The sequence below is a fragment of the Undibacterium sp. Ji50W genome, from assembly GCF_049340445.1.
In the GTDB taxonomy this organism is placed as follows: domain Bacteria; phylum Pseudomonadota; class Gammaproteobacteria; order Burkholderiales; family Burkholderiaceae_D; genus Undibacterium.
Genome location: NZ_JBMPOX010000002.1, coordinates 206,910 through 232,698 on the forward strand (window position 1 = coordinate 206,910; position 25,789 = coordinate 232,698).

23 protein-coding genes are annotated in these 25,789 nt (G+C 52.6%); 19 read left to right on the forward strand and 4 right to left on the reverse strand.

Features of this window, described 5'->3' with window-relative positions; translation table 11 throughout:
* Positions 1-77: 77 nt before the first annotated feature.
* The 8 genes from ftsW (at position 78) to ACO0K9_RS06225 (ending at position 8,964) form a co-directional block, all read left to right on the forward strand.
* Positions 78-1,211 (forward strand): putative lipid II flippase FtsW, encoded by a 1,134-nt coding sequence (gene ftsW, locus ACO0K9_RS06190; protein WP_422983171.1) that lies wholly within the window; start codon positions 78-80, stop codon positions 1,209-1,211.
* A complete protein-coding gene (murG, locus tag ACO0K9_RS06195) occupies positions 1,208-2,299 on the forward strand; it encodes an undecaprenyldiphospho-muramoylpentapeptide beta-N-acetylglucosaminyltransferase (RefSeq protein WP_422982886.1) in 1,092 nt (363 codons plus the stop codon). The genes ftsW and murG overlap by 4 nt, the downstream gene beginning before the upstream one ends.
* On the forward strand, positions 2,296-3,681 hold the full coding sequence (gene murC / locus ACO0K9_RS06200; protein ID WP_422982888.1) for a UDP-N-acetylmuramate--L-alanine ligase: 1,386 nt from the start codon (positions 2,296-2,298) through the stop codon (positions 3,679-3,681). Before murG ends, murC begins: the two co-directional genes overlap by 4 nt.
* Before the next feature lie 19 nt (positions 3,682-3,700).
* Entirely contained in the window at positions 3,701-4,666 is a 966-nt protein-coding gene (locus tag ACO0K9_RS06205) for a D-alanine--D-alanine ligase (RefSeq protein WP_422983173.1), read from the forward strand.
* 18 nt (positions 4,667-4,684) lie between these two features.
* Complete coding sequence (locus tag ACO0K9_RS06210) at positions 4,685-5,503, forward strand: cell division protein FtsQ/DivIB (RefSeq protein WP_422982890.1); 819 nt, start codon at positions 4,685-4,687, stop codon at positions 5,501-5,503.
* Positions 5,500-6,732 carry a cell division protein FtsA gene (gene ftsA / locus ACO0K9_RS06215; RefSeq protein WP_422982892.1) on the forward strand — a complete coding sequence of 411 codons (1,233 nt, stop codon included), beginning with the start codon at positions 5,500-5,502 and terminating at the stop codon, positions 6,730-6,732. The genes ACO0K9_RS06210 and ftsA overlap by 4 nt, the downstream gene beginning before the upstream one ends.
* 123 nt (positions 6,733-6,855) lie before the next feature.
* Positions 6,856-8,049, forward strand: coding sequence for a cell division protein FtsZ (ftsZ, locus tag ACO0K9_RS06220; RefSeq protein WP_422982894.1), 1,194 nt, complete (start codon positions 6,856-6,858; stop codon positions 8,047-8,049).
* Positions 8,050-8,457: 408 nt separating this feature from the next.
* Positions 8,458-8,964: a peroxiredoxin gene (locus ACO0K9_RS06225; protein ID WP_422982896.1), complete on the forward strand. Its 507-nt coding sequence runs from the start codon at positions 8,458-8,460 to the stop codon at positions 8,962-8,964.
* Positions 8,965-9,039: 75 nt separating this feature from the next.
* Here ACO0K9_RS06225 and ACO0K9_RS06230 read toward each other — a convergent pair whose 3' ends face one another.
* On the reverse strand, positions 9,040-9,534 hold the full coding sequence (locus ACO0K9_RS06230) for a GNAT family N-acetyltransferase (protein WP_422982898.1): 495 nt from the start codon (positions 9,532-9,534) through the stop codon (positions 9,040-9,042).
* A gap of 223 nt (positions 9,535-9,757) precedes the next feature.
* Between ACO0K9_RS06230 and lpxC the strand changes: the two genes are divergently transcribed.
* Positions 9,758-10,693 (forward strand): UDP-3-O-acyl-N-acetylglucosamine deacetylase, encoded by a 936-nt coding sequence (gene lpxC / locus ACO0K9_RS06235; protein WP_422982900.1) that lies wholly within the window; start codon positions 9,758-9,760, stop codon positions 10,691-10,693.
* A gap of 135 nt (positions 10,694-10,828) precedes the next feature.
* On the opposite strand, the gene ACO0K9_RS06240 is transcribed toward lpxC, so the two are convergent.
* Positions 10,829-11,338: a DciA family protein gene (locus ACO0K9_RS06240; protein WP_422982902.1), complete on the reverse strand. Its 510-nt coding sequence runs from the start codon at positions 11,336-11,338 to the stop codon at positions 10,829-10,831.
* 130 nt (positions 11,339-11,468) lie between these two features.
* Between ACO0K9_RS06240 and ACO0K9_RS06245 the strand changes: the two genes are divergently transcribed.
* Together ACO0K9_RS06245 and secA are read left to right on the forward strand one after the other, a co-directional pair.
* Complete coding sequence (locus ACO0K9_RS06245; protein ID WP_422982904.1) at positions 11,469-12,416, forward strand: M23 family metallopeptidase; 948 nt, start codon at positions 11,469-11,471, stop codon at positions 12,414-12,416.
* A 193-nt stretch (positions 12,417-12,609) separates the two neighbouring features.
* A complete protein-coding gene (gene secA, locus ACO0K9_RS06250) occupies positions 12,610-15,369 on the forward strand; it encodes a preprotein translocase subunit SecA (RefSeq protein WP_422982906.1) in 2,760 nt (919 codons plus the stop codon).
* 126 nt (positions 15,370-15,495) lie between these two features.
* On the opposite strand, the gene ACO0K9_RS06255 is transcribed toward secA, so the two are convergent.
* Positions 15,496-16,281 carry an IclR family transcriptional regulator gene (locus tag ACO0K9_RS06255; RefSeq protein WP_422982908.1) on the reverse strand — a complete coding sequence of 262 codons (786 nt, stop codon included), beginning with the start codon at positions 16,279-16,281 and terminating at the stop codon, positions 15,496-15,498.
* 245 nt (positions 16,282-16,526) lie between these two features.
* Here ACO0K9_RS06255 and ACO0K9_RS06260 point away from each other — a divergent pair, with 245 nt between their 5' ends.
* The 8 genes from ACO0K9_RS06260 (at position 16,527) to ACO0K9_RS06295 (ending at position 25,610) form a co-directional block, all read left to right on the forward strand.
* A complete protein-coding gene (locus tag ACO0K9_RS06260; protein ID WP_422982910.1) occupies positions 16,527-17,708 on the forward strand; it encodes an acyl-CoA dehydrogenase family protein in 1,182 nt (393 codons plus the stop codon).
* A gap of 104 nt (positions 17,709-17,812) precedes the next feature.
* Positions 17,813-19,051: a bifunctional glutamate N-acetyltransferase/amino-acid acetyltransferase ArgJ gene (gene argJ / locus ACO0K9_RS06265; protein WP_422982912.1), complete on the forward strand. Its 1,239-nt coding sequence runs from the start codon at positions 17,813-17,815 to the stop codon at positions 19,049-19,051.
* A 22-nt stretch (positions 19,052-19,073) separates the two neighbouring features.
* A complete protein-coding gene (locus tag ACO0K9_RS06270) occupies positions 19,074-19,943 on the forward strand; it encodes an ATP-binding protein (RefSeq protein WP_422982914.1) in 870 nt (289 codons plus the stop codon).
* A 1-nt stretch (position 19,944) separates the two neighbouring features.
* The gene (locus ACO0K9_RS06275) at positions 19,945-20,349 is read left to right on the forward strand and encodes an NUDIX domain-containing protein (protein WP_422982916.1); all 405 of its coding nucleotides are present in this window, start codon (positions 19,945-19,947) and stop codon (positions 20,347-20,349) included.
* 588 nt (positions 20,350-20,937) lie between these two features.
* On the forward strand, positions 20,938-22,050 hold the full coding sequence (alr, locus tag ACO0K9_RS06280; protein WP_422982918.1) for an alanine racemase: 1,113 nt from the start codon (positions 20,938-20,940) through the stop codon (positions 22,048-22,050).
* Positions 22,051-22,131: 81 nt separating this feature from the next.
* The gene (locus tag ACO0K9_RS06285; RefSeq protein ID WP_422982920.1) at positions 22,132-23,424 is read left to right on the forward strand and encodes a D-amino acid dehydrogenase; all 1,293 of its coding nucleotides are present in this window, start codon (positions 22,132-22,134) and stop codon (positions 23,422-23,424) included.
* The gene (locus tag ACO0K9_RS06290; protein WP_422982922.1) at positions 23,421-24,023 is read left to right on the forward strand and encodes a hypothetical protein; all 603 of its coding nucleotides are present in this window, start codon (positions 23,421-23,423) and stop codon (positions 24,021-24,023) included. The genes ACO0K9_RS06285 and ACO0K9_RS06290 overlap by 4 nt, the downstream gene beginning before the upstream one ends.
* Positions 24,024-24,050: 27 nt before the next feature.
* Entirely contained in the window at positions 24,051-25,610 is a 1,560-nt protein-coding gene (locus tag ACO0K9_RS06295) for a sigma-54-dependent transcriptional regulator (protein ID WP_422982924.1), read from the forward strand.
* Positions 25,611-25,612: 2 nt separating this feature from the next.
* Here the strand turns inward: ACO0K9_RS06295 and ACO0K9_RS06300 are convergent, their stop codons facing one another.
* Positions 25,613-25,789: a DNA gyrase inhibitor YacG gene (locus ACO0K9_RS06300; protein WP_422982926.1), complete on the reverse strand. Its 177-nt coding sequence runs from the start codon at positions 25,787-25,789 to the stop codon at positions 25,613-25,615.

Sequence of the window (25,789 nt, forward strand, 5' to 3'; positions counted from 1 at the left end):
CCCTGCAAAAATGGTCGTCAAAGTGGTCACCCTTCGGCAGTCCCCCGGTGACTACCAACCTGGCCAGCCGCTCCAAGATGATGGACTATGACCAGCCCCTGGTCTGGGTCACCGTCATCCTCATGCTGTTTGGCATGGTGATGGTGTATTCGGCTTCGATCGCATTGCCTGATTCACCCAAGTATGCAAATTATAAAAACGCGCACTTCCTGATCCGCCAGGCGCTTTTTGTAGTCATCGCCTTGATTGCCAGTGCAGTGGTTTTCCGCATTCCCATGGCGATCTGGCAAAAATATGCGCCTTACCTGTTTGTCGGTACGCTGGTGTTGCTGGTTGCGGTGCTGATACCTGGACTGGGCAAGGGCGTGAATGGTGCCAAGCGCTGGCTGTCGTTCAAGGTGTTGAATCTGCAGCCATCCGAATTGATGAAGCTGTTCATGGTCTTGTATGCCGCCGACTATACCGTGCGCAAGCAGGAATACATGCACAAACTGACCAAGGGTTTTGTTCCCATGCTGGCGGCGGTGGCTGTGGTGGGCTTGCTCCTGCTGCTGGAGCCTGATCTGGGTGCTTTCGGCGTCATCGTTTGTATCGCCATGGGCATCTTGTTTTTGGGCGGTATCAATGGCGTCTGGTTTGGTGGTATTGCAGCAACCCTGGTGGGTATTTTCACTTCGGTGATTTTGCTGTCACCCTGGCGGCGTGAGCGTATTTTTGCCTACCTTAGTCCGTTTGAAGAAGATCATGCACTGGGCAAGGCGTATCAGCTCACGCATTCCCTGATTGCATTTGGCCGTGGTGAATTATTCGGCGTCGGTTTGGGGGCCAGTGTGCAAAAGCTGCATTATCTGCCGGAAGCACATACTGATTTTCTGCTGGCTGTCATCGGAGAAGAACTGGGATTCGTTGGTGTCATGGCGGTGGTGCTATTGTTTTACTGGCTGCTCAAGCACGCTTTTGAAATCGGCCGTCAGGCCATTGCCCTGGACCAGACTTTTGCCGGGCTGACCGCCAAGGGCATAGGTATATGGATAGGTGTGCAGGCTTTTATCAATATGGGTGTCAACCTGGGTTTGTTGCCAACCAAGGGCTTGACCTTGCCCTTGATGAGTTATGGTGGATCAGGTGTCATGATTAATTGTGTGGGGCTGGCGATACTGTTGCGCGTGGATTATGAAAACCGCGTCCTGATGCGAGGGGGCCGCGCATGAGCCAGTTAATCCAAAAAATGCCAAAGAAATTGCTGATCATGGCAGCTGGCACCGGCGGACATATTTTCCCTGGCCTGGCGATTGCCGACATCATGCGCGAACGTGGCTGGCAAGTCAGTTGGCTGGGCACGCAAATCGGCATGGAAGGCCAGATTGTGCCCAAACACAATATCGCCATGGACAATATTGACTTTTCGGGCCTGCGCGGCAAGGGCTGGCAACATACTGTCAACGGTGCTTTCAAACTGCTCAAGAGTTTCTTTAGCTGCTTCAGTATCATAGGTCGCCGCCAGCCTGACGTGGTATTGGGTATGGGTGGTTATGTCACGGTACCTGGCGGCATGATGGCGGCCTTGCGCGGCAAACCTGTGGTTCTGATGAATGCCGATGCTGCCTTGTTGTTGTCCAACAAGGCTTTGCGACCTTTCGCCAGCAAGCTATTGTTTGGTCTGCCATCTGCAACCGTGCATGCCGACCAGAAAACTGAAGTGATCGGCAACCCCATACGCAAAGAAATTTGCGAATTACCAGCACCGGCGCTGCGCTATGCAGAGCGCAGCGGTTCCTTGCGCATATTGGTGGTTGGTGGCAGCCTGGGTGCCAAAGTATTGAATGATGCCATGCCCCAGGCAGTGGCCTTGTTGCCAGAAGCGCAGCGTCCGCGTATTACGCATCAGTCAGGCAAACAGCATATAGACGCACTGCGCCAGAGTTATGCGCAGGCGGGTGTGCAAGCCGAAGTGCTGGATTTTATCGATGACATGCCACGCCGTTATGCGGAAGCAGATCTGGTGATATGCCGTGCCGGTGCGATTACCGTATCTGAATTAACTGCGGCCGGTGTGGCCAGCATACTCGTGCCTTTCATGGCGTCGAGTACCTCACACCAAAAAGAAAACGCTATCTGGATGGCAGGGCAGCATGCCGCCATCCATTTGCCACAAAGCGAATTAAACCCAGCCTTGCTGGCAGAAAAATTAAAAGTACTGGACCGAGCGCAATGCCTGACGATGGCTGAAACGGCCTATGCCCTGGGGCAGCGCGAAGCCAGTGCAAACATCGCCCACATTCTGGAAGCATTAGCATGAAACACAAAGTCAAACACATCCATTTTGTCGGCATAGGCGGCTCAGGTATGAGCGGTATCGCTGAAGTCTTGCTGAATCTTGGCTATACCATTTCCGGTTCTGACCTGGGTAGCAATGCTGCATCAAAACGCCTGGCGCAATTGGGCGCAAAAGTGATGCTGGGGCATACCGCAGAAAATATAGATGGTGCGGATGCCGTGGTTACCTCGACAGCGGTCAAGGGCGACAACCCTGAAGTCATCGCCGCCCGTGCCAAACATATCCCCATCGTGCCACGCGCGATGATGCTGGCCGAGCTCATGCGTTTGAAAAGTGGTATCGCCATCGCCGGTACCCATGGCAAAACCACCACCACCAGCCTGGTTGCCAGCGTATTGGCACAGGGCGGGCTTGATCCCACTTTCGTGATTGGCGGCTTGCTTAATAGTGCCGGTGCCAATGCCAAACTGGGCAGTGGTGATTTCATCGTTGCAGAAGCAGATGAATCCGATGCCTCTTTCCTGAACCTGCTGCCGGTGATTGAAGTCATCACCAATATCGATGCCGACCATATGGAAACCTATGGTCATGACTTTGCCCGTCTGAAGCAGGCTTTCATCGAATTTACCCAACGCCTGCCATTTTATGGCGTGGCTGTTTTGTGTCTGGATGACGCAAATGTGCGTGAAATCATGCCTTTCGTGTCGAAACCCATTGTCACCTACGGTTTTCATGAAGATGCCGATGTACGCGCCGTGGATGCCACCGCATCGGGTGGCAAGATGCATTTCACAGTGGTGCAAGATGGCTATGAGAATATGCAGGTCAGCCTGAACCAGCCCGGCATGCACAACGTACAGAATGCCTGCGCCGCGATAGCGATTGCGCGTGAAGTTGGTGTCAGCGATGAAGCGACACAAAAAGCCCTGAGTGACTTCAACGGTGTTGGCCGCCGCTTTACCCGTTATGGCGAAATTGCATTGGCAAATGGCGGCACGTTTGCCCTGGTAGATGATTATGGTCACCATCCGGTGGAAATGGCCGCAACGCTGGCAGCAGCGCGTGGTGCCTATCCGGGTCGCAGATTGGTGCTGGCTTTCCAGCCGCATCGCTATACCCGTACCCGCGACCTGTTTGAAGATTTTGTGCGTGTGATTTCCAGCGCCGATGCAGTGGTGTTAGCAGAAGTGTATGCAGCAGGTGAAGCACCAATACTGGCGGCTGATGGCCGTTCCCTGTCCCGTGCCCTGCGTGTCATGGGCAAGGTAGAGCCAGTATTTGTCGAAGATATGCAAGAAATGCCTGACAGTATTTTGCGGGTATTGAAGGACGGCGATGTGGTCATCGTCATGGGTGCGGGTTCCATAAACGCTGTGCCAGCAAAACTGGCACAGCCGGTATGAAAAACTAAATGATCAAAATATCATGAGCGAATTGAATTTGAAATCACTGGGAAAAGTAGGCGTGCTGTTTGGTGGCCGTTCGGCTGAGCGCGAAATTTCCATCATGTCCGGTACCGGTGTATTGCAGGCGCTGCGCAGTAAAGGTATCGATGCGCATCCGTTTGATACGGCTGAACGTAGCATTGCTGAACTGGCGGCAGAGAAATTTGATCGCGTATTCATCGCCCTGCATGGCCGTTACGGCGAAGATGGCAGCCTGCAAGGCGTGCTGGAACAATTGAACATCCCCTATACCGGCAGTGGCGTGATGGCATCGGCTATCGCTATGGACAAGATATTTACCAAGCGTATCTGGCAAACCCATGGTCTGGCCACACCGGCTTATGCGGTACTGACACCAGAAACAGAATTGCGCCGCGTTCCTGATGAACTGGGCCTGCCATTATTCATCAAGCCGCCACATGAAGGCTCTACCCTTGGCATTACCAAGGTCAAAGGCTATTCCGACATGCAGGAAGCCTATGCGCTGGCAGCGCAGTTTGATGAAGTGGTGCTGGCAGAAGAATTTGTCGAAGGTCGCGAATTAACCGTGGCGATATTGGGCAAGGGCAAGCAGGCGTATGCGCTGCCGATTACCGAAATCGTGGCACCAGAAGGCAATTACGATTATCAGAACAAGTATTTTACTGATGGCACCAAGTACTTCTGCCCGGCACAACTGGACCAGGCACTGACGGATGAGATACGCAAGATGGCGGTGGATGCCTATCTGTCACTGGACTGTGAAGGCTGGGCGCGGGTCGACGTGTTATTGCGCAAGTCGGATAACAAGCCTTTCCTGCTGGAGATCAATACTTCGCCAGGCATGACCGGTCATTCGCTGGTGCCGATGGCAGCAAAGGCAATAGGGATGAGTTACGAAGATTTATGTGTAGAGATTTTGAAAACGGCAAGCCTGAAGATCAGATCTGAAGTAAAAAAATAAAGCGTTTGAAACTGAAAAATGTGGCATGACACCAAATTGATGAATAACACGGCAAACGCATTGTTTGCGCTGGTGTTGCTCGTCCTGGTGATATCCAGTGTGTGGTGGTTGATACAAAGGCCGTTTTTTACCCTGCGCGTGATCAAGGTGGAAGCTGCAAATGTCGCCAGTGTCACGAATGATGCCAAGACCGCCAATGATGGTGCCTTGCGACATGTGAATGCATTGACGATCAGGAACACCGCCCTGCCTAAAGTCAGGGGCAATTTTTTTACAGCCAATCTGGATTCAGTACGTACCGCTTTCGAAGCCGTGCCCTGGGTGCGCAAGGCCAGTGTGCAAAGGGAATGGCCAAACAAGCTGGTGGTAACACTGGAAGAACATATTGCCATGGGCACCTGGGGTGAAGCCGGTCAGTTGATTTCGGTGAAAGGCGATGTGTTCACCGCCAATCTGGCAGAAGCGGAAGAAGATGCCGACCTGATCGCTCTGAGCGGACCGGATGGTAGCGAGAAAGAAGTATTGGCGCAGTATCTGGATTTTAAGACCTGGTTTGCCAAAGCCAACCTGGAACCAGAGTCTGTGAATTATTCCAGTCGCTATGCCTGGAGCCTGAAGTTGAGCAATGGCATGCAGGTACAGTTAGGCCGGGTGCAGGATGGGACGACGCTCAAGAGCAGGGTAGACAAATTGATGACGATCTATCCGCAATTGATCGCCAGCTTGCAGGACAGTATTGAAAGTGTGGACATGCGTTATCCGAATGGCCTGGCGCTCAAATCGAGTCATGGCAATGTCGGATCAAAAAAGCAAACAAAAGCAAGTGGAAAGACATGACAAAAGACGCTAAAAATCTGATCGTTGGTCTCGATATCGGCACCTCAAAAATTGTGGCGGTGGTGGCAGAAGTCATGCCTGACGGTCGCCATGAAATCATAGGTCTTGGGCAACATGAATCCAAGGGCTTGAAAAAAGGGGTGGTCGTCAATATCGAAGCGACGGTGGAATCCATACAGCGGGCGCTGGAAGAAGCTGAACTGATGGCTGACTGCAAGATCCGTCATGTCTACACCGGCATTGCCGGCAGCCATATCCGCAGTTTTAATTCCAGTGGTATGGTGGCCATCAAGGACAAGGAAGTGACTGCAGCCGATGTGTCACGCGTGATCGAAACTGCCAAGGCAGTCAACATCCCGACTGACCAGCAGTTGCTGCATACGCTGCCGCAAGAATTTATTGTGGATAGCCAGGACGATGTACGCGAACCGATAGGCATGAGCGGCATCCGACTGGAAGTCAAGGTGCATATCGTTACTGGTGCCGTATCGGCCGTGCAGAACATTGTCAAGTGCGTGCGCCGTTGTGGCCTCGAAGTATCTGACCTGATCCTGCAACCGATGGCATCTGCCGAAGCGGTGCTGACCAAAGATGAAAAAGAACTCGGCGTGGTGCTGATTGATATCGGCGGTGGTACTACCGATGTGGCAGTTTTCAGTGAAGGTGCCATCCGTCATACCGCCGTCATACCGATTGCCGGTGACCAGATCACCAATGATATTGCGATGGCGCTGCGTACACCGACATCCGAAGCAGAAGAAATCAAGGTACGTTTTGGGGTCGCCAAGCAGGTATTGGCAGACCCGTCGGACACACTGGAAGTGCCTGGTCTGGGGGATCGTGGTCCACGGTCATTGTCACGTCAGGCATTGGCAGCCGTGATTGAACCGCGTGTCGAAGAATTGTTTGCGCTCGTGCATCAGGTCGTACGTGAATCCGGTTACGAAGATGTGCTGTCTTCAGGCATCGTTTTGACCGGTGGTTCTGCTGCCATGCCGGGCATGGTTGAAATGGCGGAAGATATCTTTTTGAAGCCGACCAGATTAGGTATGCCAGCGTACAGTGGGCAGTTGGCAGATGTGGTACGCAGCCCGCGCTACGCCACAGTTTTGGGGTTGTTGTTGGAAGCAAAGAAGCAGTATTTGCGTGGTCATCTGGTCACTCGGCAGGAAGGTTCTGCCAAAGCGGTCTGGCAACGCATGAAAGAGTGGTTTTTAGGGAATTTTTAACTTGTATTTTGTATCTAAATTGGTGTAGTCATTTTATAATAGTTCGATCTACAGTTATTAGTCGCTAGTCGTCACAATCGGTGATGCCTAGCGACTGATAACTGCCTACCTGGAGGAGTCATGATGGAGTTCGATATGGTTGATAACGCCACACAAGGCACCGTAATTAAGGTTGTCGGCGTGGGCGGTGCAGGCGGCAATGCAGTTCAGCATATGATTAACAAAGGCGTTTGCGGTGTTGAGTTCATCGCTGCCAATACAGATGCACAGGCGCTGTTGCTGTCCAAAGCGCATAACGTCATACAGATCGGCGAAACCGGTTTGGGTGCAGGCATGAAACCTGAAGTCGGTCGCAAGCTGGCGGAAGATTCCCGTGCGCGCATTGAAGATGCATTGCGTGGTGCGCACATGGTTTTCATCGCGGCCGGTATGGGTGGTGGTACAGGTACTGGTGCCGCACCTATCGTCGCGCAGGTTGCCAAGGAATTGGGTGCCTTGACAGTGGCGGTGGTATCCAAGCCTTTTTCTTATGAAGGTAAAAAATGCATGGACATCGCGGACGAAGGTCTGGAAGCGCTGTCTCAGCACGTGGATTCACTGATCATCATTCTCAACGAAAAACTCGAAGAGATTTATGAAGACGACAGCATGATTGAATGGCTGCAGCATGCCGATGATGTACTCAACAATGCCGTGGCCGGTATTGCAGAAATCATCAATGTGCCTGGCCATATCAACGTCGATTTCAATGACGTGAAAACCATCATGGGCGAGCAGGGCAAGGCCATGATGGGTACGGCAACCGCTTCCGGCGTTGACCGTGCACGTATTGCAGCCGAACAGGCAGTTGCTTCACCGCTGCTGGATGGTATCGATCTGTCTGGTGCACGTGGTGTGTTGGTGAATGTGACGGCCAGCCGTGGTCTCAAAGGTAAAGAGATCAAGGAAGTCATGGCGGCAGTACGCGCCTTCGCCGCACCGGATGCATCCATTGCGCAAGGTATTGCATATGACGACACCATGGGTGACGACATTCGCGTAACGGTCGTGGCAACGGGCCTGGGTCGTGGCAAGAAAAATATCCAGCTGGTACAAACACCGGTATTGCGTACAGGTACCCATAATGAACCAGTGATGGCCAGCCCTGTCATGACATCCGGCACTATTTCCGCCGGTAATGTCGGAACAGGATTTGATGGCTTGAGCAAACCGGCAGTATGGCGACGTGAATCTGCATCAGAAACAGTGCGTGCGCTGGAAAAAAATGGCATGGAAACTTATGACATTCCAGCCTTCTTGCGCAAGCAGGCGGACTGATGTTTTCAGTCTCCAGTCCAGAACAACGCCAGTTTCGAAAGAAACTGGCGTTTTTTGTTGGTAGGCACAAAAGCCAGGCCAAAAAGCCAGACCAAAAAGCTCACCACAGAGGCACAGAGACATAGAGAAAAACAAGAGAAAGAAAAAATGAATTTAAATTTCTTTGACGCTAAAGATAGAAGCGTTTTATACCGGTAAGTTTTTCTCTTTCTTTTCTCTTTCCCTTTTCTATGTCTCTGTGCCTCTGTGGTGAGGGGTCTTTAGTTAAGTCATGCAAGAAAATCCTAGCTCAGGCATACTGGCGTCCTTCAGTGTCGGTGTTGATGTAGCGCAAATTTCTCTGTTTTACAGAGAAGGCCGCATTCAGCAAGGCATTGAATATCCGAATACTTATCTAGGGAGCATAAAATGACAATCAAGATTGGCGATACCTTGCCTGAAGGCAGTCTGGCAGAATTTATTGAAGTGGAATCCGAAGGATGTTCACTGGGACCGAATACTTTTAATGTGTCAGACCTGACCAAGGGCAAGACTATCGCGATTTTTGGTTTGCCTGGTGCTTACACACCAACTTGTTCCGCCAAGCATGTGCCTGGCTATATCGCCAATGCAGCAGCCTTGCAAGCCAAGGGCGTGGATGAAATCTGGTGTATCTCCGTGAATGACGCATTCGTCATGGGCGCATGGGGCCGCGATCAAAAAGCCACTGGCATCGTACGCATGATGGCTGATGGCAATGCCGCTTTCAGTAAGGTGCTGGGCCTGGACGCTGATTTCACTAAATTCGGCATGGGCACACGTTCACAGCGTTATTCGCTGCTGGCAGTAAATGGCGTGGTCAAGCAGCTCAATATTGAAGAAGGCGGCAAGTTCGAAGTATCGAACGCAGAAACACTGCTGGCACAACTGGGCTAATTTTTATCCAGTCATCTTCAGTATGAAAAAACGGCGCTGCACCTGAGCGCCGTTTTTTTTGGCCCTACCTATTGCTTAATCCAGTGCCTTGGACATGATATGTGACTGTACGCCATAGCCTTGCGCCCTGTAAAACGACATGGCGTTTTGATTGAAGTCGAATACCTCCAGCCTTACCTCCGCCGCCTGATGTTCACGCCCCCAGGCGGTGGCGGCATCCATCAGCATGCGCCCCACGCCTTTTTGCTGATGCTGGTCTAATACCACGATGGTGCCGATGCGGCAGATGCGTCGGCAATACAAAAAAGGAATAGTCATGTTTTCATGCCAACTGACGGTAATGAAACCGATCACTTTCCCATCCTGACAGGCCAGCAGGGCGCAGGTGTGGGCAGCCTGAAAAGATGCCTGCCAGAACAGGCGATCAAGTTCACGCTGGTTGTGCTTCACAAAAATATGCGGCGCATGCGCATGGTGTTGCGCATTGATCTGATCACTGAGCACACACATGGCCTCGACGTCTTCTGCCGTGGCCTTGCGGATGGTAACTGTTGTTGTTTGTGCATGCATTGATTTTGCTTTTATCCAGTCTTAGAACCTGTTTGCGATCTTACTGCGCGGGCGCAACCGGAGTCCACGCGGGGTTCATGCGCTGCTCAAAATGCTCATGTACTACATTACATTCCGCTTTTTGCGCTGCGTTTTTGTTACCCTTACCCCGCTGACGCACGCTCGCTACAGATCGTAAACACGTTCTTACGTGGGAAATCATACTAACCGATATAATAGCGTGATGTTAAAACAACGAACAATCAAACATCAAGTCAAGACCATAGGCGTCGGTTTGCATTCTGGCACCAAGGTGGAACTGGTCATGCGCCCGGCACCGGTGGATACCGGCATTATCTTTACACGTACGGACCTGGTGCCACCGGTTGTGTTGCCGGCACAGGCGCTGATGGTGGGCGATACCCGCATGGCATCGACGTTGTCGAATGAAAACGGCAAGGTATCTACGGTTGAGCATTTGTTGTCTGCCTGCGCCGGACTGGGTATCGATAATTTATACATCGATGTCAGTGCCGAAGAAATCCCTATCATGGATGGTTCGGCTTCCTCCTTTGTGTATCTCTTGCAGCAGGCCGGCATGCAGGAACAGGCCGCAGCCAAAAAATTCATACGGGTGCTGAAAGCGGTAGAAATCCGTGAAGGTAGTGGCAAATCGGAAAAATGGGCCAGGCTGGAAGCTTTTGATGGTTTCAAGCTGCATTTTTTCATCGAATTCAATCACCCGGCTGTCGACGGAACCGTGCAGACAGCCGAAGTGGATTTTGCCCGTGCCTCCTTCGTACAGGATGTGGCACGTGCACGTACCTTTGGCTTCATGCAGGATGTGGAAATGCTGCGCGGCATCGGTCTGGCGCGTGGTGGCTCGATGGAAAACGCCATCGTCATGGATGAATACCGCATCCTGAATTCAGATGGCTTGCGCTTTGATGATGAATTTGTGCGCCACAAGATACTCGATGCAATCGGCGATCTGTACCTGATCGGCCATCCCTTCCTGGCTAGTTATACCGCACACAAATCCGGTCACGGCCTGAACAACCAGTTGCTGCGCGCCCTGTTGGCGGACCCTGCAGCGTATGAAATTGTCAGCTTTGATGATGCCGGTATGGCACCACCAACCTATGCGACACAAGTGGAACGTGAATGGGCTGTGGTCTGACCAAAATGCGATTGGTCTGTCTTGGTTTGTCAAAAAAAGCCTTTGATCCAGCGTTTACCAGCTTATTGTGTCAACTTATTTTGTAACATTAATTAATAAAATTATTGCTTTTTTGACTTCTCAAATTTAACAGATTTAACCCTGCCCACCAGTCCGGTGGCGTTGCAGTAAACGCCCCAGCGCCGCTCGTAAATCAGCGTTTTGCGAGGTCTTTTCCAATGTCTGTTCCAACTGACCAAATGCCTGCAAAGCCTTGCCGGAAAAAGCTATTTGCTTTACGGCAACGGGTTTTTCAACAACCCGCTTTACTTGTACTTTGATACGGATTGCGTTAATCTGCCATCCCCGTTCTTGCAAATTTACTTGCAATTTCGGACATTGTTGTTTCAATTTAGTCGCCAGTGCGGCATTGGGAGCAGATAGAGTCAGTTGTCCTTCAGACACCTGCATGACCTCACAAGTCTCGAAGATCGGTGGCAATATTGCCCCGCAATCTTTTTGCAGCGCCAGATTGCGCTGCACCGTGGGCAGTAGCGAGGCAATTCTATCGTTACTGCGCAAAAAGTCGGCGGCACCGCTGGCACCTGGCACTTTGCGGCCACGTTTGATGTTAATTGGGTAAGAGGGACGTGATGATGTTGACATGCGCTATACCTTACCACAAAGACGTCATGCTAATTGTCGCAAAGGCGGTTGCAAAGGCGGTCGCAAAGTCAGTTCCAAAGGCGGCCACCAGGCTGGTCGCCAATAAAACAGTTTTAAGAGGAGCATATTGATGCAAATCATTTTGATGCACTCCCGTTTTACCCAGGCCAAATCCGTGACACTGTCGTCACGCCATGTCATTTTCGGCCTGTTCAGTTTCCTTCTGATTACAACCTTGTGTGCAGCCATGATGGCGGCACTGACCCTGCGGCTGGCCAGCGCAGATTTGCCGGTGTTGCGTGACCTGGTACCGGTCGCCACCACACAAGTGAGTGACAAAGACAAGTATATGAAAGAAAACCTGGCTGCCATGGCTACCAAACTGGGCGAGATGCAGGCCCAGTTGATACGCCTGGACGCCCTGGGTGAAAGGGTGCAGGGCCTGGCTGGCGTCAAGCCGGAAGAATTCAATTTCAAGGAACTGCCCGGACGCGGTGGCCCTGAAGTGACTTCACAGCCAGCCAAAGAATTGAACATGGAAGAGTTCCAGGCGGCGCTGGATACCATGTCGCGTGATGTCGAACACCGGTCCGACTACATGAACGTGGTCGAGACAAAATTGATGGGTTTCAAAGTGCAATCCAAGCTCTTGCCCACCATTCAGCCTGTCAACGTTGCCTATAATGCATCCGGTTTTGGCTGGCGGCTTGATCCGTTTTCTGGCCGCAGTGCTTTTCATGAAGGCATCGATTTTTCTAGTCCGACCGGTACACCTATCGTAGCTGCCGCAGGTGGCGTAGTGGTGGCGGCGGAATACCATCCGCAATTTGGAAATATGGTGGAAATTGATCACGGTGGCGAGATCATGACGCGTTATGCCCATTCATCCAAGGTGTACGTCAAACTGGGTGATATTGTGAAGCGTGGCCAGCATATTGCCGATATCGGCTCTACCGGCCGGTCTACCGGTGCACACTTGCATTTTGAGGTGCATGTCAAAGGCGTACCACAAAATCCCCATAAATTCCTGTCTGCAGGGGCAAATCAGGCGAATCTGGCGGCCTTGAATCAAAAATAAGCTTGAGTTTGCGGGATTTGTCTCCAACTCCAGACTTATGTCTGGCATTCATATATGCTGCCTTGTCAGTTTATCAGGCGGTGTTTGTAGCTATTTGGATGCCGCATGGTAAAATCACAGGTTAGCCTATTGTTGCTGTCGAATTAATCATTTTGCGGCCGCTTTTTTCAGAATTTAACTTTCCGTCCATAGCATGTCATTACTGACCAAGATATTCGGCAGCCGCAATCAGCGGCTTTTGAAGCAATACCAAAAGACTGTGCGTGAGATCAACGCACTGGAGCCCCAGTTCGAAGCCTTGTCAGACGAGGCTTTGAAGGCCAAGACTGGCGAGTTCAAGACGCGTGTTGCCAACGGGGAGACGCTGGACAGTATCCTGGTTGAAGCCTTTGCCGTCTGCCGCGAGGCCAGCAAACGCGTGTTGAAAATGCGCCACTTTGATGTGCAAATGATAGGTGGCATGGTGCTGCATTACGGCAAAATTGCCGAAATGGGCACTGGCGAGGGTAAAACCCTGATGGCGACTTTGCCTATCTACCTGAATGCCCTGTCCGGCAAGGGCGTGCATGTGGTTACCGTCAATGATTACCTGGCGCAGCGCGATGCCGAATGGATGGGCATACTGTACAACTGGCTGGGCCTGAGCACAGGTATCAATCTGTCACAGCTCGATCATGACGCCAAGCAGCTCGCCTATGCGTCTGATATTACCTACGGCACGAATAATGAATACGGTTTTGATTACCTGCGCGACAACATGGTGTATGAAGCCAAGGATCGTGTACAGCGCAGCCTGAATTTCGCCGTCGTCGATGAAGTCGATTCCATCCTCATCGATGAAGCGCGTACGCCGCTGATCATTTCGGGTCAGGCAGAAAACCATACCGAGCTGTATTACAAAATCAATGAAGTACCGAAACTGCTGACTTTGCAGATCGGTGAAGAAACACCGGATGGCAAGGGCAAGATAGAAGTCCCCGGTGACTACACCAAGGATGAAAAAGCCCACCAGGTATTGCTGACCGAAGCGGGTCATGACAAGGCCGAACGCATCCTGACGCAAATGGGCCTGCTGCCGGAAGGCGCTTCCCTGTACGATGCCGCAAACATCACCCTGATTCACCATCTGTACGCTGCCTTGCGTGCGCATGCCCTGTATTTCAAAGACCAGCACTACGTGGTGCAGAATGACGAAATCGTCATCGTCGATGAATTTACCGGCCGCATGATGACGGGCCGTCGCTGGTCTGATGGCTTGCATCAGGCGGTCGAAGCCAAGGAAGGCGTGCGCATCCAGAATGAAAACCAGACCCTGGCTTCCATCACCTTCCAGAATTATTTCCGCATGTACGCCAAACTGTCAGGCATGACAGGTACGGCAGATACTGAAGCCTATGAATTCCAGGAAATCTATGGCCTGGAAACCGTCGTCATCCCGCCAAATCGCCCATCCCAGCGTAAGGACAGGCAAGATCAGGTGTACAAGTCGGCGCAAGAAAAATACGGTGCCATGCTGATCGACATCAAGGACTGCTATGAACGCGGTCAGCCGGTGTTGGTTGGTACTACCTCGATTGAAAATTCGGAACTGTTGTCGGGCATCCTGACCCAGGCAGATTTGCCGCACAATGTGTTGAACGCCAAGCAGCATGCACGTGAAGCGGAAATCATTGCCCAGGCCGGTCGTCCCAAAGCCATCACTATCGCTACCAACATGGCCGGTCGTGGTACCGATATCGTGCTGGGCGGTAATGTTGCCAAGCAGGTGCAACTGATCGAAGCCAATCCCGATTTGTCGGATGCAGACAAGTTTGCGCAATCGCAAAAACTGCGCGATGAATGGCAATCCCTGCATGAACACGTGGTGAATGCTGGCGGCTTGCATATTGTTGGTACCGAACGTCATGAATCCCGTCGCGTCGACAATCAGTTGCGTGGCCGTTCTGGTCGTCAGGGCGATCCGGGTTCTTCCCGTTTCTATCTGTCCCTTGATGACACACTGTTGCGCATTTTTGCCGGTGACCGCGTACGTGCCATCATGGACAGGCTGAAAATGCCGGAAGGCGAACCGATAGAAGCAGGTATCGTTTCGCGTTCTATCGAATCAGCACAGCGCAAGGTGGAAGCCCGCAACTTCGATATTCGCAAGCAATTGCTGGAATATGATGACGTCGCCAATGACCAGCGTAAAGTAATTTACCAGCAACGTAATGAATTGCTGGAAGCGCAGGACATGTCCGAACTGATTTCTTCACTGCGTCACGGCATGTTCCATGACATCGTGCGCGAATATGTACCGGCAGAATCGGTCGAAGAACAGTGGGATATTCCTTCGCTGGAAGCAGTATTGCGCAATGAATGGGCGCTTGATATCTCACTGGCGACAATGCTGGCAGAAGAAGCCAATCTGAATGATGACGACATCATGGAACGCGTACAAAAAGCGGCCAATGATGTGTACCAGGCCAAGCTGGACATCGTCGGTAAAGATTCCTTCGCCGGGTTCGAGCGCAGTGTCATGCTGCAAAGCATAGATTCGCACTGGCGTGAACATCTGGCAGCACTGGATCATCTGCGTCAGGGTATACATCTGCGTGGTTACGCCCAGAAAAATCCGAAACAGGAATACAAGCGTGAAGCTTTTGAACTGTTTGGACAGATGCTGGACCAGATCAAGAATGAAGTAGTCAGGACCGTGGTGACCGTGCGCATACAGTCTCGTGAAGAGATAGAAGCGGCGGAAGAACAGTTGGCGCAATCACAGATTGAAAACGTGCATTACCAGCACGCCGATTTTGATGCGGATGCCTCGGCGGAAGAAATAATGGCACCAGGTGTCGTTCCCGATGATGGTCAGGCAGAAGTTGGTTATGCCTTGAAAATTGGCCGCAACGATCCTTGCCCATGCGGTAGCGGCAGGAAATTCAAGCAGTGCCATGGCCGACTTGCCTGATTGTTTGAGTAGTTTGATGGCCTGATCAGCCGCATAGAAAGACCAAAGGGACGAAGCGATTCGTCCCTTTTTTGTGGCTGTCGTATTCACAAATTTGTTGGTAGGCAGTTAAGATCGTAAACGGTTCTAAAGCAGATTACCCTGCAAATCACGCACCAGTTGCAATAACTTCGGGCGTACTTCATGCAATAGAAATTCCTTGCTCAACAGGAAAGCCGGGCCGCCGCAGTTAATTGCCACCGGAGCTTGCCCGGCACCAGGTGAGAAACCGATGGCGATAGCGTTCACATCCGTTTGCCAGTCGCCGAAAGAACTGCAGCAACCAAATTCCGTCACCTCCCGCAGGCTGCGCTGTATGCCAGCTTCCAGCTCTGGCCACAGGTCTGCCTGTGTGCTGCTGATTTCCGTCAATACAGATTCACGTTCAGGCACCGGCAGGCCGGCCAGCAGCGCACGTCCCATGGCGGTGGTCGCAACCGGAATGCGCGAGCCTACATCCAGGCTCAGGGTCAGTGCATTCTGGCTGCGGCAGTTTTCTATATAAATCATGCTGAGTCTGTCACGCATACCCAGTGACACCATGCCCCTGGAAAAATCTGCCAGCTCCTGCATCAAGGGGCGTGCCAGTTGTCGCACATCGAGTCGCGCAATCATGGCGCTGCCCAGCGCCAGGGTGGCGGATCCCAGACGATATTGTCCCTGGCTAGCGACGTAATGCAGGTAGCCCAGCTTGGTCAAGGTATAGGTCAGGCGCGATACCGTGGACTTCGGTAATTGGCAACGCTGGGCAATTTCCTGATTGCCCAAAGCCCTGTCACCGGGGCGAAAGCAGGCCAGTACATCGAGACCACGTGCCAGCGCGGTAACGAAGTGGCGGTCTTCCTTCACGGGGCTGGCTGGGGTGTCATCCATGTTTGCTGGTCTTCGCTAAAAATTAATAAGCCATCCATAAGCCAGGCTGTTTATGCAGTCGCCATAAGGCTTGACCTCGACAAGACGCGGGCCTACAGTGGAAATGGATGTAATATTTTGGAATATAATTCTGCAGTGCAGAATAGCATATTTCAAACCCATTGCTTATGGACGTGCTTAGATTTGCAATTGTCTATCCTGGTATAGCCAGGATAATCAGGATAATCAGGATAATCAGGATAATCATGGACTTGAATTTCACCTCAGCCGAACTGGAATTTCGCCGCGAAATCCAGGATTTTTTGCAACAGGCGCTGCCTGCAGATATCCGCCAAAAAGTCAGGCATGGCATGCCGCTGGAAAAGCAGGATTACCAACGCTGGCAACAAATCCTGCACGCACGTGGTTGGGGCGGCAGTTCCTGGCCGGCTGAATTTGGTGGAACCGGCTGGTCAGCAGTGCAACGCTATATTTTTGAAGAAGAATGTGCGGCGGCCGGTGCACCGCGTCTGCCGCCTTTTGGCATCAAGATGGTGGCACCTGTCCTGATGGAGTTTGGCTCACCGGCACAGCAGCAGCGCTTCCTGCCCAAAATTCTGGCGGCAGAAGAATGGTGGTGCCAGGGTTATTCAGAGCCGGGCTCAGGCTCTGACCTGGCATCCGTCAACACCACGGCAGAACGCATGCGCGACGCAGAAGGCGAATATTACCGGGTCAATGGCCAAAAGACCTGGACCACGCTAGCACAGTATGCAGACTGGATATTTTGCCTGGTGCGCACCGACCGTGAGGTCAAGCCACAACGTGGCATTTCATTCCTGCTGATCGACATGAAGTCACCGGGGGTGACGATCAGGCCCATCATCACCATGGATGGTGCGCATGAAGTCAATGAAGTCTGGTTTGATGATGTCAGGGTACCGCTGGATAATCTGGTCGGCAAGGAAAATCAGGGCTGGACCTATGCCAAATTCCTGCTGGGACATGAACGCACCAATATCGCCGGCATAGGTATGGCAAAAAGAGAATTGACCCGCCTCAAGCGTGTTGCTACCCAGGAATGGAAGAGTGGCCGGCCCTTGATAGACGACGCCCAGTTCGCTGCGCGTCTTGCACAAGTGGAAATTGATTTGATGGCGCTGGAAATAACCAATCTGCGCGTACTCTCGGCTGAAGAACAGCAACATGCACCGGGACCAGAGGCTTCCATCCTCAAGATCAAGGGTACCGAGATCCAGCAAACCATTACCGACATGCTGATGCAGGCAGTAGGTGAGCAGGCACTCGCACTCAGGGATAGATCGGATATGTCAGAAGTGGCGAGCTCACTCGCCATCAATTACCTGAATATGCGCAAGTTATCGATTTATGGTGGCTCGAATGAAATACAAAAAAATATTATTGCCCAAATGATCATGGGCCTGTGAGCCCGGAATAGACAAGCAGTGCGAATTCACATGGCGCAAACATGCTTCGCAGCGCAGCAAAATGCCCTACAATGTCGGCTTGATTTCAACGCAAGGAAACTATCATGGCCGTCAATTCCCCCATTCCTGTTGCTGCTGACCTGAAGCCGGTGGCAGGTATTCGCCTGGGCTATGCCGAAGCAGGCATACGCAAAGCCAACCGCAAAGATGTGCTGGTGATGGAATTGGCTGCGACGGCCACGGTGTCGGGTGTGTTCACCACCAACCGTTTTTGCGCGGCACCGGTGCAGGTATGCAAGGCCCATCTGGAAGGCTTGCTCATGAGCTCTGCACCTATTCGTGCGCTGGTCATCAACACAGGCAATGCGAATGCGGGTACTGGTGATGCTGGCCTTGCTGCTGCCAATGCGACTTGTGCTGCGCTGGCAGAATTGCTGGATTGCGAAGCGGCGCAGATTTTGCCATTTTCCACAGGCGTGATCCTGGAACAATTGCCCGTCGACAGACTGGTTGCAGGTTTGCCGAAAGCCATAGAAAACCTCAAGGCAGATAACTGGTTCAATGCAGCAGAAGCCATCATGACCACCGACACCCAGCCCAAAGCTGCATCGGCAACCGTCAGCATAGGTGGTAAAACTGTCAGCATGACCGGTATCAGCAAAGGGGCCGGCATGATCAAGCCAAACATGGCGACCATGCTGGGTTACCTGGCCCTGGATGCCAAAGTGGCGCAAAACGTGCTGGACCACCTGGTCAAGCAGGCGGCTGACAAATCCTTTAATTGCATCACCATCGATGGCGATACCTCGACCAATGATTCCTTCATGCTGATCGCTACAGGTGCCGGTGAAGTGGAAGTGAATGATATTGATACGCCGGAATATGCCTTGTTGGCAGAAGCCGTGACGGCACTGTCGCAAAAACTCGCCCACATGATTATTCGTGATGGTGAAGGTGCGACCAAGTTCATCACCATTGCCGTGGAAGACGGATGTGATGTCGAAGAGTGCCGCAAGATTGCCTATTCCATTGCCCATTCCCCGCTGGTAAAAACGGCATTCTTTGCTTCTGATCCAAATCTCGGACGCATCCTCGCAGCGATAGGCTATGCCGGTGTTGGCGACCTGGATGTCGGCAAACTGAATATGTACCTGGACGATGTCTGGGTTGCCAAGAATGGTGGTCGCAATCCCGATTACCGCGAAGAAGATGGTCAGCGCATCATGAAGCAAAGTGAAATCACCATACGCGTCAAACTGGCACGCGGTGATGCACAGGCAACGATATGGACTTGCGATCTGTCGCATGATTATGTGTCGATCAATGCCGATTACCGCTCCTGATCTCTTTCCCGAGTAAACAGCCATGACCCAGCTTGATCAATTTTTATCCCGTGCAGAGCATTTGCTGACCCGGCTGGAAAGCTTGCTGCCGGTCGCTTCGCCCGTGCCTGACTGGCAATTGGGCCATGCGTTTCGCTGGCGCAAGCGCGGCGGGCAAGGCTATCTGCAAGTGGTGCGTCACGTGTCAGATATTGCGCTGGACGACCTGTGTCATGTCGCGATTCAAAAAGCCCAGATAGAACAAAATACGCTCCAGTTTGTACATGGCAAACCGGCCAACAATGTCTTGCTGACAGGTGCACGCGGTACTGGCAAATCTTCTCTGATCAAGGCTTGCCTGAACCAGTTTGCCGACCAGGGCTTGCGTCTGATCGAAGTCGACAAAACTGATCTGGTGGATTTGCATGACATCGTTGACCTGATCGCCGAGCGGCCAGAACGCTTCATCGTATTTTGCGATGATTTGTCGTTTGAAGAAGGCGAGGCCGGTTACAAGGCCCTGAAAGTCGCACTCGATGGCAGTATCGCTGCGCAATCGGACAATGTACTGATTTATGCCACGTCCAACCGCCGCCATCTGCTGCCGGAAAAAATGTCCGACAATGCCAGCTATAAATATAGTGATGACGGTGACTTGCATCCAGGGGAAACGGTAGAAGAAAAAATTTCCCTGTCCGAACGTTTTGGCCTGTGGGTATCGTTTTACCCTTTCAAGCAGGATGATTACCTGGACATCGTCGCCCACTGGTTGACGACCATGGGTTGCAATGCAGAGCAAATCACCGAAGCGCGTGGCGATGCCCTGCGCTGGGCTTTGCAACGTGGTTCGCGTTCTGGTCGTGTCGCCTGGCAGTTTGCCCGCGACTATGCCGGTCGCATGGCGGAATCCTGATATGACGGCAAAACCTGTGGATGTCGCCGTCGGTATATTGATGAAAGCCAATGGTGACGTCTTGCTGGGACAACGGCCAGCAGGCAAACCTTATGAAGGTTACTGGGAATTCCCGGGCGGCAAGGTGGAGGCGGATGAATCCATACTGGCCGCGCTGAAACGTGAATTTGTGGAAGAGCTGGGCATACAGATTGTATCTGCCGAACCCTGGTGTGGTGTGGAACATATTTATCCGCATGCCCACGTCCGGCTGCATTTTTATATCAGCCGCGAATGGCAGGGCGAGCCCCAAAGCCTGGAAGGCCAGTCCTTTGCCTGGCAGGGCAGCGTTGCGGTTTCCCCTTTACTGCCCGCCACTATTCCCTTGCTGGAATGGCTGGACCTTTTGCGTAGCGAACCTGCCTGAGCGGGTGTTTCTCATGGGCCCCGTTTGCGGGCCGGTTTTTTGTGACCTTCTGTCACCCTCTGTCGTCCTCTGCTATCCCATGTCGCTTTCTTGCACCTTCCGGTAACGTCGTTTGTCAGCATCCGGCCTGATTTGCGCTTGTCTCCGTATTGCTCATGCATGGACTCCGGTATGGATGATCAGGCAGACGACCCTGACCCCAATTTCCTGATTTATTTACCCAAAGCTTTTCCAGAGGGAAATTTTCCTTGTGGCGGACTGTCTTTTTATGACAAGCAATCCGTAGTATCACTTATTGTCCTAAGCATTGGTCGCTGAGATTATCTGTGCTTTATTTTATATCTGGACTGTATCTAAAACAATACACTGTATTTAAAAATATACAGTGTCCGATTTTCAGTACGCTGTAGAGCGTGAATGCCTCCCAAAAAGAGCGCGAAAATCATAGGGTGTATCGTTTTAAATACAGTTTTTTTGCTGCTGCCGAAATAAATTTTATAAGTCCTTGAATTTCATCAATAAAATTTTGTGGCATGCCGATTGCTATAACTAATCGCATGATTCATGCATGCGATGGAGTGGTGAAAAATGAGGCAAGTTGCTGGAAGAGCAGGTGCAGTACTTCGTATTGATTTAAAGGCAATACGTTATAACTATCGTCTTTTGCAGGGTTTGTTGGGTAAGGCGAAATGTGGGGCCGCAGTCAAAGCTGACGCTTATGGCCTGGGTGCCGTACCGGTGGTGCAGGCACTGTATGCAGAAGAATGCCGTGATTTTTTTGTTGCCCATCTGGAAGAAGGCATCGCCTTGCGCCGCCATTTACCGGCTGATGCTGCGATCTACATCATGCATGGCCCACCTGTGGGCCATGACGCCGAATTGCTGGAACACAATTGCATTCCAGTCTTGAACAGCCTGCCGCAAATCCTGGCCTGGCGCGATCTGGCCAGACAGCAACAGCGTCGCTTGCCTGCCATCGTGCAAGTCGATACCGGCATGGCCAGAATGGGTATGTCCGATGCCGAAGTTAGACTCTGGCAGGACGATACTGGTCTGACCGAGGGCATCGATCTGCTGTATGTCATGAGTCACCTGGCCAGCGCTGAAGACCAGTCCAATCCGGTAAATCATCAGCAACTGCAGCGTTTCAATGACTTGCGCAGGCAAATACCTGCCTGCCACGGCTTGCCAGCCAGCGTGGCAAATTCTTCCGGTGTTTTCCTTGGTTCCGATTTTCATTTTGACTTGGCACGTCCGGGCGCGGCCCTGTACGGCGTGGCACCAGTCGCCGGACAGGCCAATCCCATGCGGGCGGTCGCGCATCTGCAGGGCAGCATCATCCAGACCCGTGACATTCCTGCCGGAACCGGTGTGGGTTATGGCGCCAGTTGGCGCAGTAGCCAGACCACTCGCATTGCGACAGTCGCTGTCGGTTACGCCGATGGCTGGATGCGCAGCCTCAGTAATCGTGGCATTGCCCATATTGCCGGCCAGGCAGTACCCATGGTCGGCAATGTCTCGATGGATACCATTACCCTGGATGTGACCACGGTGGCCGCAGAACACCTGCTGCCAGGTACGCTGGTCGACCTGATATCCGCTGACAACACGGTGGATCAGGTGGCCGCCAGGGCTGGCACCATAGGCTACGAGATATTGACCAGTTTGGGGGCTCGCTATGAACGTACTTACAGCAATTAAGTCTGCGGCAGCGCCGGCAACAAAAACCGGGATCAGAATAAATAAAAGAACACACAACAGTATCAAAATGGGAGAGGCAGCATGAAGGTAGTCATATTGGGTGCAGGTGTCATAGGAACGGCATCAGCCTATTACCTGGCCAAGGCCGGGCATGAAGTGACCGTGATAGAACGCCAGCCGGCAGCAGGGCTGGAAACCAGTTATGCGAATGCTGGCGAGGTGTCGCCTGGCTATTCTGCCCCCTGGGCTGGTCCGGGTGTCCCCCTGAAGGCCATCAAATGGCTGCTGATGCAGCACAGTCCGTTGGCGATACGTCCCAGCTTTGATCCCAACATGTGGCGCTGGGTAACGCAAATGTTGATGAACTGCACCACCAGGCGCTACGAGATCAATAAGGGCCGCATGCTGCGCATGGCCGAATACAGCCGCGATGTCTTGCAGCAATTGCGCAGCGATACCGGCATCAGCTATGACGAACGCACTCAGGGTACCTTGCAGTTGTTCCGCAACCAGCAGCAACTCGATGGATCAGAGGCAGATATCGCCATCCTCAAACGCTATGACGTTCCGTATGAAAAACTCGACAAGGCCGGTTGCCTGAAAGTTGAGCCGGCGCTGGCGAACGTGCAGGAAAAATTTGTGGGTGCCTTGCGCTTGCCGGGTGATGAAACCGGGGACTGCTTCAAGTTCACCCAAAATCTATCGAAGCTGGCACAAGAACTTGGGGCGCAATTTAAATATGGCGTCAGCATACAAAGACTGGTCAAGAGCGGCGATACCATCAGCTCTGTCATTACCTCGGAAGGGGAGATCAAGGCTGATTGTTTCGTACTGGCCCTGGGCAGTTATTCACCGATACTGTTGAAAGAACTGGACATCAGGATTCCGGTTTACCCGATCAAGGGTTATTCGATCACCGTGCCGATCACCGACGCGCATAAAGCGCCGGAATCCACCGTCATGGATGAAACCTACAAAGTGGCGATCACCCGCCTGGGCGACCGCATACGGGTAGGCGGCACCGCAGAAATCACAGGCTATAACCTCGATCTGCGTGCTGAGCGTCGCGCCACGCTGGAGCATTCCGTGACTGACCTGTTCCCCGGTGGCGGTGATGTTGCCAAGGCAGAATTCTGGACTGGCCTGCGCCCCATGACACCGGACGGTACCCCGGTGATAGGGCCGACACCGTATCGCAATCTGTATCTGAACACCGGACACGGCACTTTGGGCTGGACCATGGCCTGCGGTTCCGGGCAGTTTATTGCAGACCTCGTTTCCGGCAAACGACCTGCCATTTCGACCGAAGGCTTGTTCATGGATCGTTATGGCAGCGCGAATCGCCCTATTGTTGTTACCAAGGAGTTGGCATGAATCAATTTGAAGAATTACTTTCATCGACCCAGGTTTTTTCTGATGCCAACCTGAATGCGCGTTTTTATACGGCGATAGAATTGCTGGCGCAAATCATGATGGTGATGCCGCGTACCGCGAATATCACCACACTGGCCCAGGCTACCGGCAAAACCCCGCGCCTGATACGTTCCATCCTGGCGACATTGAGCAAGGATGACCTGGTCAGCCGCGATGCCAAGGAAAAAGATGCCTGGCATTGTCGGGATTGCAATGGCATCATTACCCTGGCCGATGTGTACCGCTGTTTTGTCATGGCAGAAGAAAAGGCGGCTGCCAAGGCAGTAGAAAAACAGGCGCAGGACCAGAATCAGGGGCAGGAGCAGGGGCGGGCACAACAGTTCCAGGATGCGGAAATGCAGCAGGAAAGACGCACTACCCGTACTTCCAGCCAGCAAAGTGTGGATCTGCTGATGATGCAAGTTAAAATGACACTCAACCGTGCAGTCTTGCAGCAACTGGAACAATTTGACCTGGGACGCCTGCGCGGCCTGGCATCAAACAGCGCATTCCGTCGCCAGCATGCGCGTCCACGTGGATATATTCCAGAACCCTTTTAAACCGGTACCGAGCCCCATTCATCCAGCATGCGCATCAATATCCAGTTCAAGGACCGTGTCGGTATTGCCCATGAAATCCTGGCGGTGCTGGCGCGCCGTGGCCTGAATGTGGTGGCGGTGGAAGTGGACCCGCCGCATATTTATATCGACAGTCCGGAATTGCTGGATTTCATGCTGCCGTCCCTGCAGGCTGATTGCCAGCAGGTACGTGGTGTCGGTGACATCAAGGTGCTGGATGTCTTGCCCGGCATACGGCGTCGCCTGAATCTCGATACCATGATGGCTGTCATGGAAGACCCGGTACTGGCCATCGATGCCAGTGGTCACATCGTGATTGCGAATGGTGCCGCTGCCACGGCAGTCCGCATGACAGAAACCGAGCTGTGCCAGCGCAAACTGGATCAAGTGCTGGACGAGGCAGGTATCCTGGAAGAACTGCTGACCAGCGGTTTTCGCCTGCCCAGCCGTGAAGTCATACTCACCGGTGAACCTTATTTCATGGATGTCACACCGGTATCCGAACCCCAGGGCTTAGATATGGCCCAGCATGGCCGCTCAGTCGGTGCCGTGCTGACTTTTCATGCACCGACCCGCATTGGTGGTCGCCTGCATGCCTTGCAACATTCTGAAGGCAGCGGCTTTCATTTCATTATCGGTGAATCCGAGCAGATACGTGCCTTGAAGACCCGTGCCGCCAGGGTAGCGGTAGTTGATGCCCCCTTGCTGATCACTGGCGAGACCGGCACCGGCAAGGAATTGCTGGCGCAGGCCTGCCATGGTGTCAGTGGCCGTAGTAATGCCCCTTTCCTGGAACTGAATTGTGCTGCCTTGCCAGAAAGTCTGGCAGAAAGTGAATTGTTTGGGTATACCTCGGGCGCCTTTACCGGTGCCCAGCGTGGTGGTAAACCCGGCCTGTTTGAAATGGCGGATGGCGGCACCGTGTTCCTGGATGAAATTGGCGAAATGTCGTTATATTTGCAAGCCAAATTGCTGCGTTTTCTTAATGATGGCAAATTCCGTCGCATAGGCAGTGACAAGGAAGTCCGCGTGAATGTGCGCATCATCAGCGCGACCCACCGTAACTTGCGCAAGATGGTGCAGGAAGCTAGTTTCCGTGAAGACCTGTTTTACCGCCTGAATGTATTGCATCTGGAAATGCCAGCCCTGCGCGAGCGGCCTGACGATATTTTGCCCCTGGCCAGGCATTTTATCGAACGTGCCTGTACCCAGGCACAAAAGCCCGTTTGCCGGCTCAACTCGGCTGCCTGTGCCGCCCTGGTGTCTAACCACTGGCCAGGTAATGTCAGGCAATTGCAGAATGTCGTGTTCAGGGCGATTACCATGTCGGATCAGCGTGTGCTGGATGCGGCCGACCTCGATTGGGCAGAAGGCAGCATTACTGCCGATGTGGTGAAAACCGATGTGACCGAGAGTTGGGAAGATTCGGTGAATGCATTTGAGCGCAATTTGCTGGAGTCGATGTATCCGCAATACCCATCCAGCCGTAAGCTGGCTATGCGCCTGGCAACCTCGCATTCCATGATCGCCACCAAGTTACGCAAATACGGTATCCCGCAAAAGCGCTGACCTTATTCGGCCAGCTCAGGGTCTTCGGGCAGATTGACGGCAGGTATCGTATATTTCTCTTCCGCCCAGGCACCCAGATCGATTTGTTTGCAGCGTTCAGAACAAAATGGACGCCAGCGGTTCGCTTCTATCCATTCCACCTTGTTTTTGCAGGTGGGACAGTCAACAAAAGTGGCCAT

What these genes read in the sequence shown, in the direction of transcription:
- ACO0K9_RS06300 (WP_422982926.1), bottom strand. Translation starts at nt 25,789, where the DNA reads ATGGCCACTTTTGTTGACTGTCCCACCTGCAAAAACAAGGTGGAATGG.
- ftsW (WP_422983171.1), top strand. Translation starts at nt 78, where the DNA reads ATGATGGACTATGACCAGCCCCTGGTCTGGGTCACCGTCATCCTCATG.
- ACO0K9_RS06255 (WP_422982908.1), bottom strand. Translation starts at nt 16,281, where the DNA reads ATGGATGACACCCCAGCCAGCCCCGTGAAGGAAGACCGCCACTTCGTT.
- murC (WP_422982888.1), top strand. Translation starts at nt 2,296, where the DNA reads ATGAAACACAAAGTCAAACACATCCATTTTGTCGGCATAGGCGGCTCA.
- ACO0K9_RS06275 (WP_422982916.1), top strand. Translation starts at nt 19,945, where the DNA reads ATGACGGCAAAACCTGTGGATGTCGCCGTCGGTATATTGATGAAAGCC.
- ACO0K9_RS06240 (WP_422982902.1), bottom strand. Translation starts at nt 11,338, where the DNA reads ATGTCAACATCATCACGTCCCTCTTACCCAATTAACATCAAACGTGGC.
- lpxC (WP_422982900.1), top strand. Translation starts at nt 9,758, where the DNA reads ATGTTAAAACAACGAACAATCAAACATCAAGTCAAGACCATAGGCGTC.
- murG (WP_422982886.1), top strand. Translation starts at nt 1,208, where the DNA reads ATGAGCCAGTTAATCCAAAAAATGCCAAAGAAATTGCTGATCATGGCA.
- ACO0K9_RS06295 (WP_422982924.1), top strand. Translation starts at nt 24,051, where the DNA reads ATGCGCATCAATATCCAGTTCAAGGACCGTGTCGGTATTGCCCATGAA.
- ACO0K9_RS06210 (WP_422982890.1), top strand. Translation starts at nt 4,685, where the DNA reads ATGTGGCATGACACCAAATTGATGAATAACACGGCAAACGCATTGTTT.
- ACO0K9_RS06245 (WP_422982904.1), top strand. Translation starts at nt 11,469, where the DNA reads ATGCAAATCATTTTGATGCACTCCCGTTTTACCCAGGCCAAATCCGTG.
- ACO0K9_RS06260 (WP_422982910.1), top strand. Translation starts at nt 16,527, where the DNA reads ATGGACTTGAATTTCACCTCAGCCGAACTGGAATTTCGCCGCGAAATC.
- ACO0K9_RS06230 (WP_422982898.1), bottom strand. Translation starts at nt 9,534, where the DNA reads ATGCATGCACAAACAACAACAGTTACCATCCGCAAGGCCACGGCAGAA.
- ftsZ (WP_422982894.1), top strand. Translation starts at nt 6,856, where the DNA reads ATGGAGTTCGATATGGTTGATAACGCCACACAAGGCACCGTAATTAAG.
- ftsA (WP_422982892.1), top strand. Translation starts at nt 5,500, where the DNA reads ATGACAAAAGACGCTAAAAATCTGATCGTTGGTCTCGATATCGGCACC.
- ACO0K9_RS06270 (WP_422982914.1), top strand. Translation starts at nt 19,074, where the DNA reads ATGACCCAGCTTGATCAATTTTTATCCCGTGCAGAGCATTTGCTGACC.
- ACO0K9_RS06225 (WP_422982896.1), top strand. Translation starts at nt 8,458, where the DNA reads ATGACAATCAAGATTGGCGATACCTTGCCTGAAGGCAGTCTGGCAGAA.
- ACO0K9_RS06285 (WP_422982920.1), top strand. Translation starts at nt 22,132, where the DNA reads ATGAAGGTAGTCATATTGGGTGCAGGTGTCATAGGAACGGCATCAGCC.
- ACO0K9_RS06290 (WP_422982922.1), top strand. Translation starts at nt 23,421, where the DNA reads ATGAATCAATTTGAAGAATTACTTTCATCGACCCAGGTTTTTTCTGAT.
- alr (WP_422982918.1), top strand. Translation starts at nt 20,938, where the DNA reads ATGAGGCAAGTTGCTGGAAGAGCAGGTGCAGTACTTCGTATTGATTTA.
- secA (WP_422982906.1), top strand. Translation starts at nt 12,610, where the DNA reads ATGTCATTACTGACCAAGATATTCGGCAGCCGCAATCAGCGGCTTTTG.
- argJ (WP_422982912.1), top strand. Translation starts at nt 17,813, where the DNA reads ATGGCCGTCAATTCCCCCATTCCTGTTGCTGCTGACCTGAAGCCGGTG.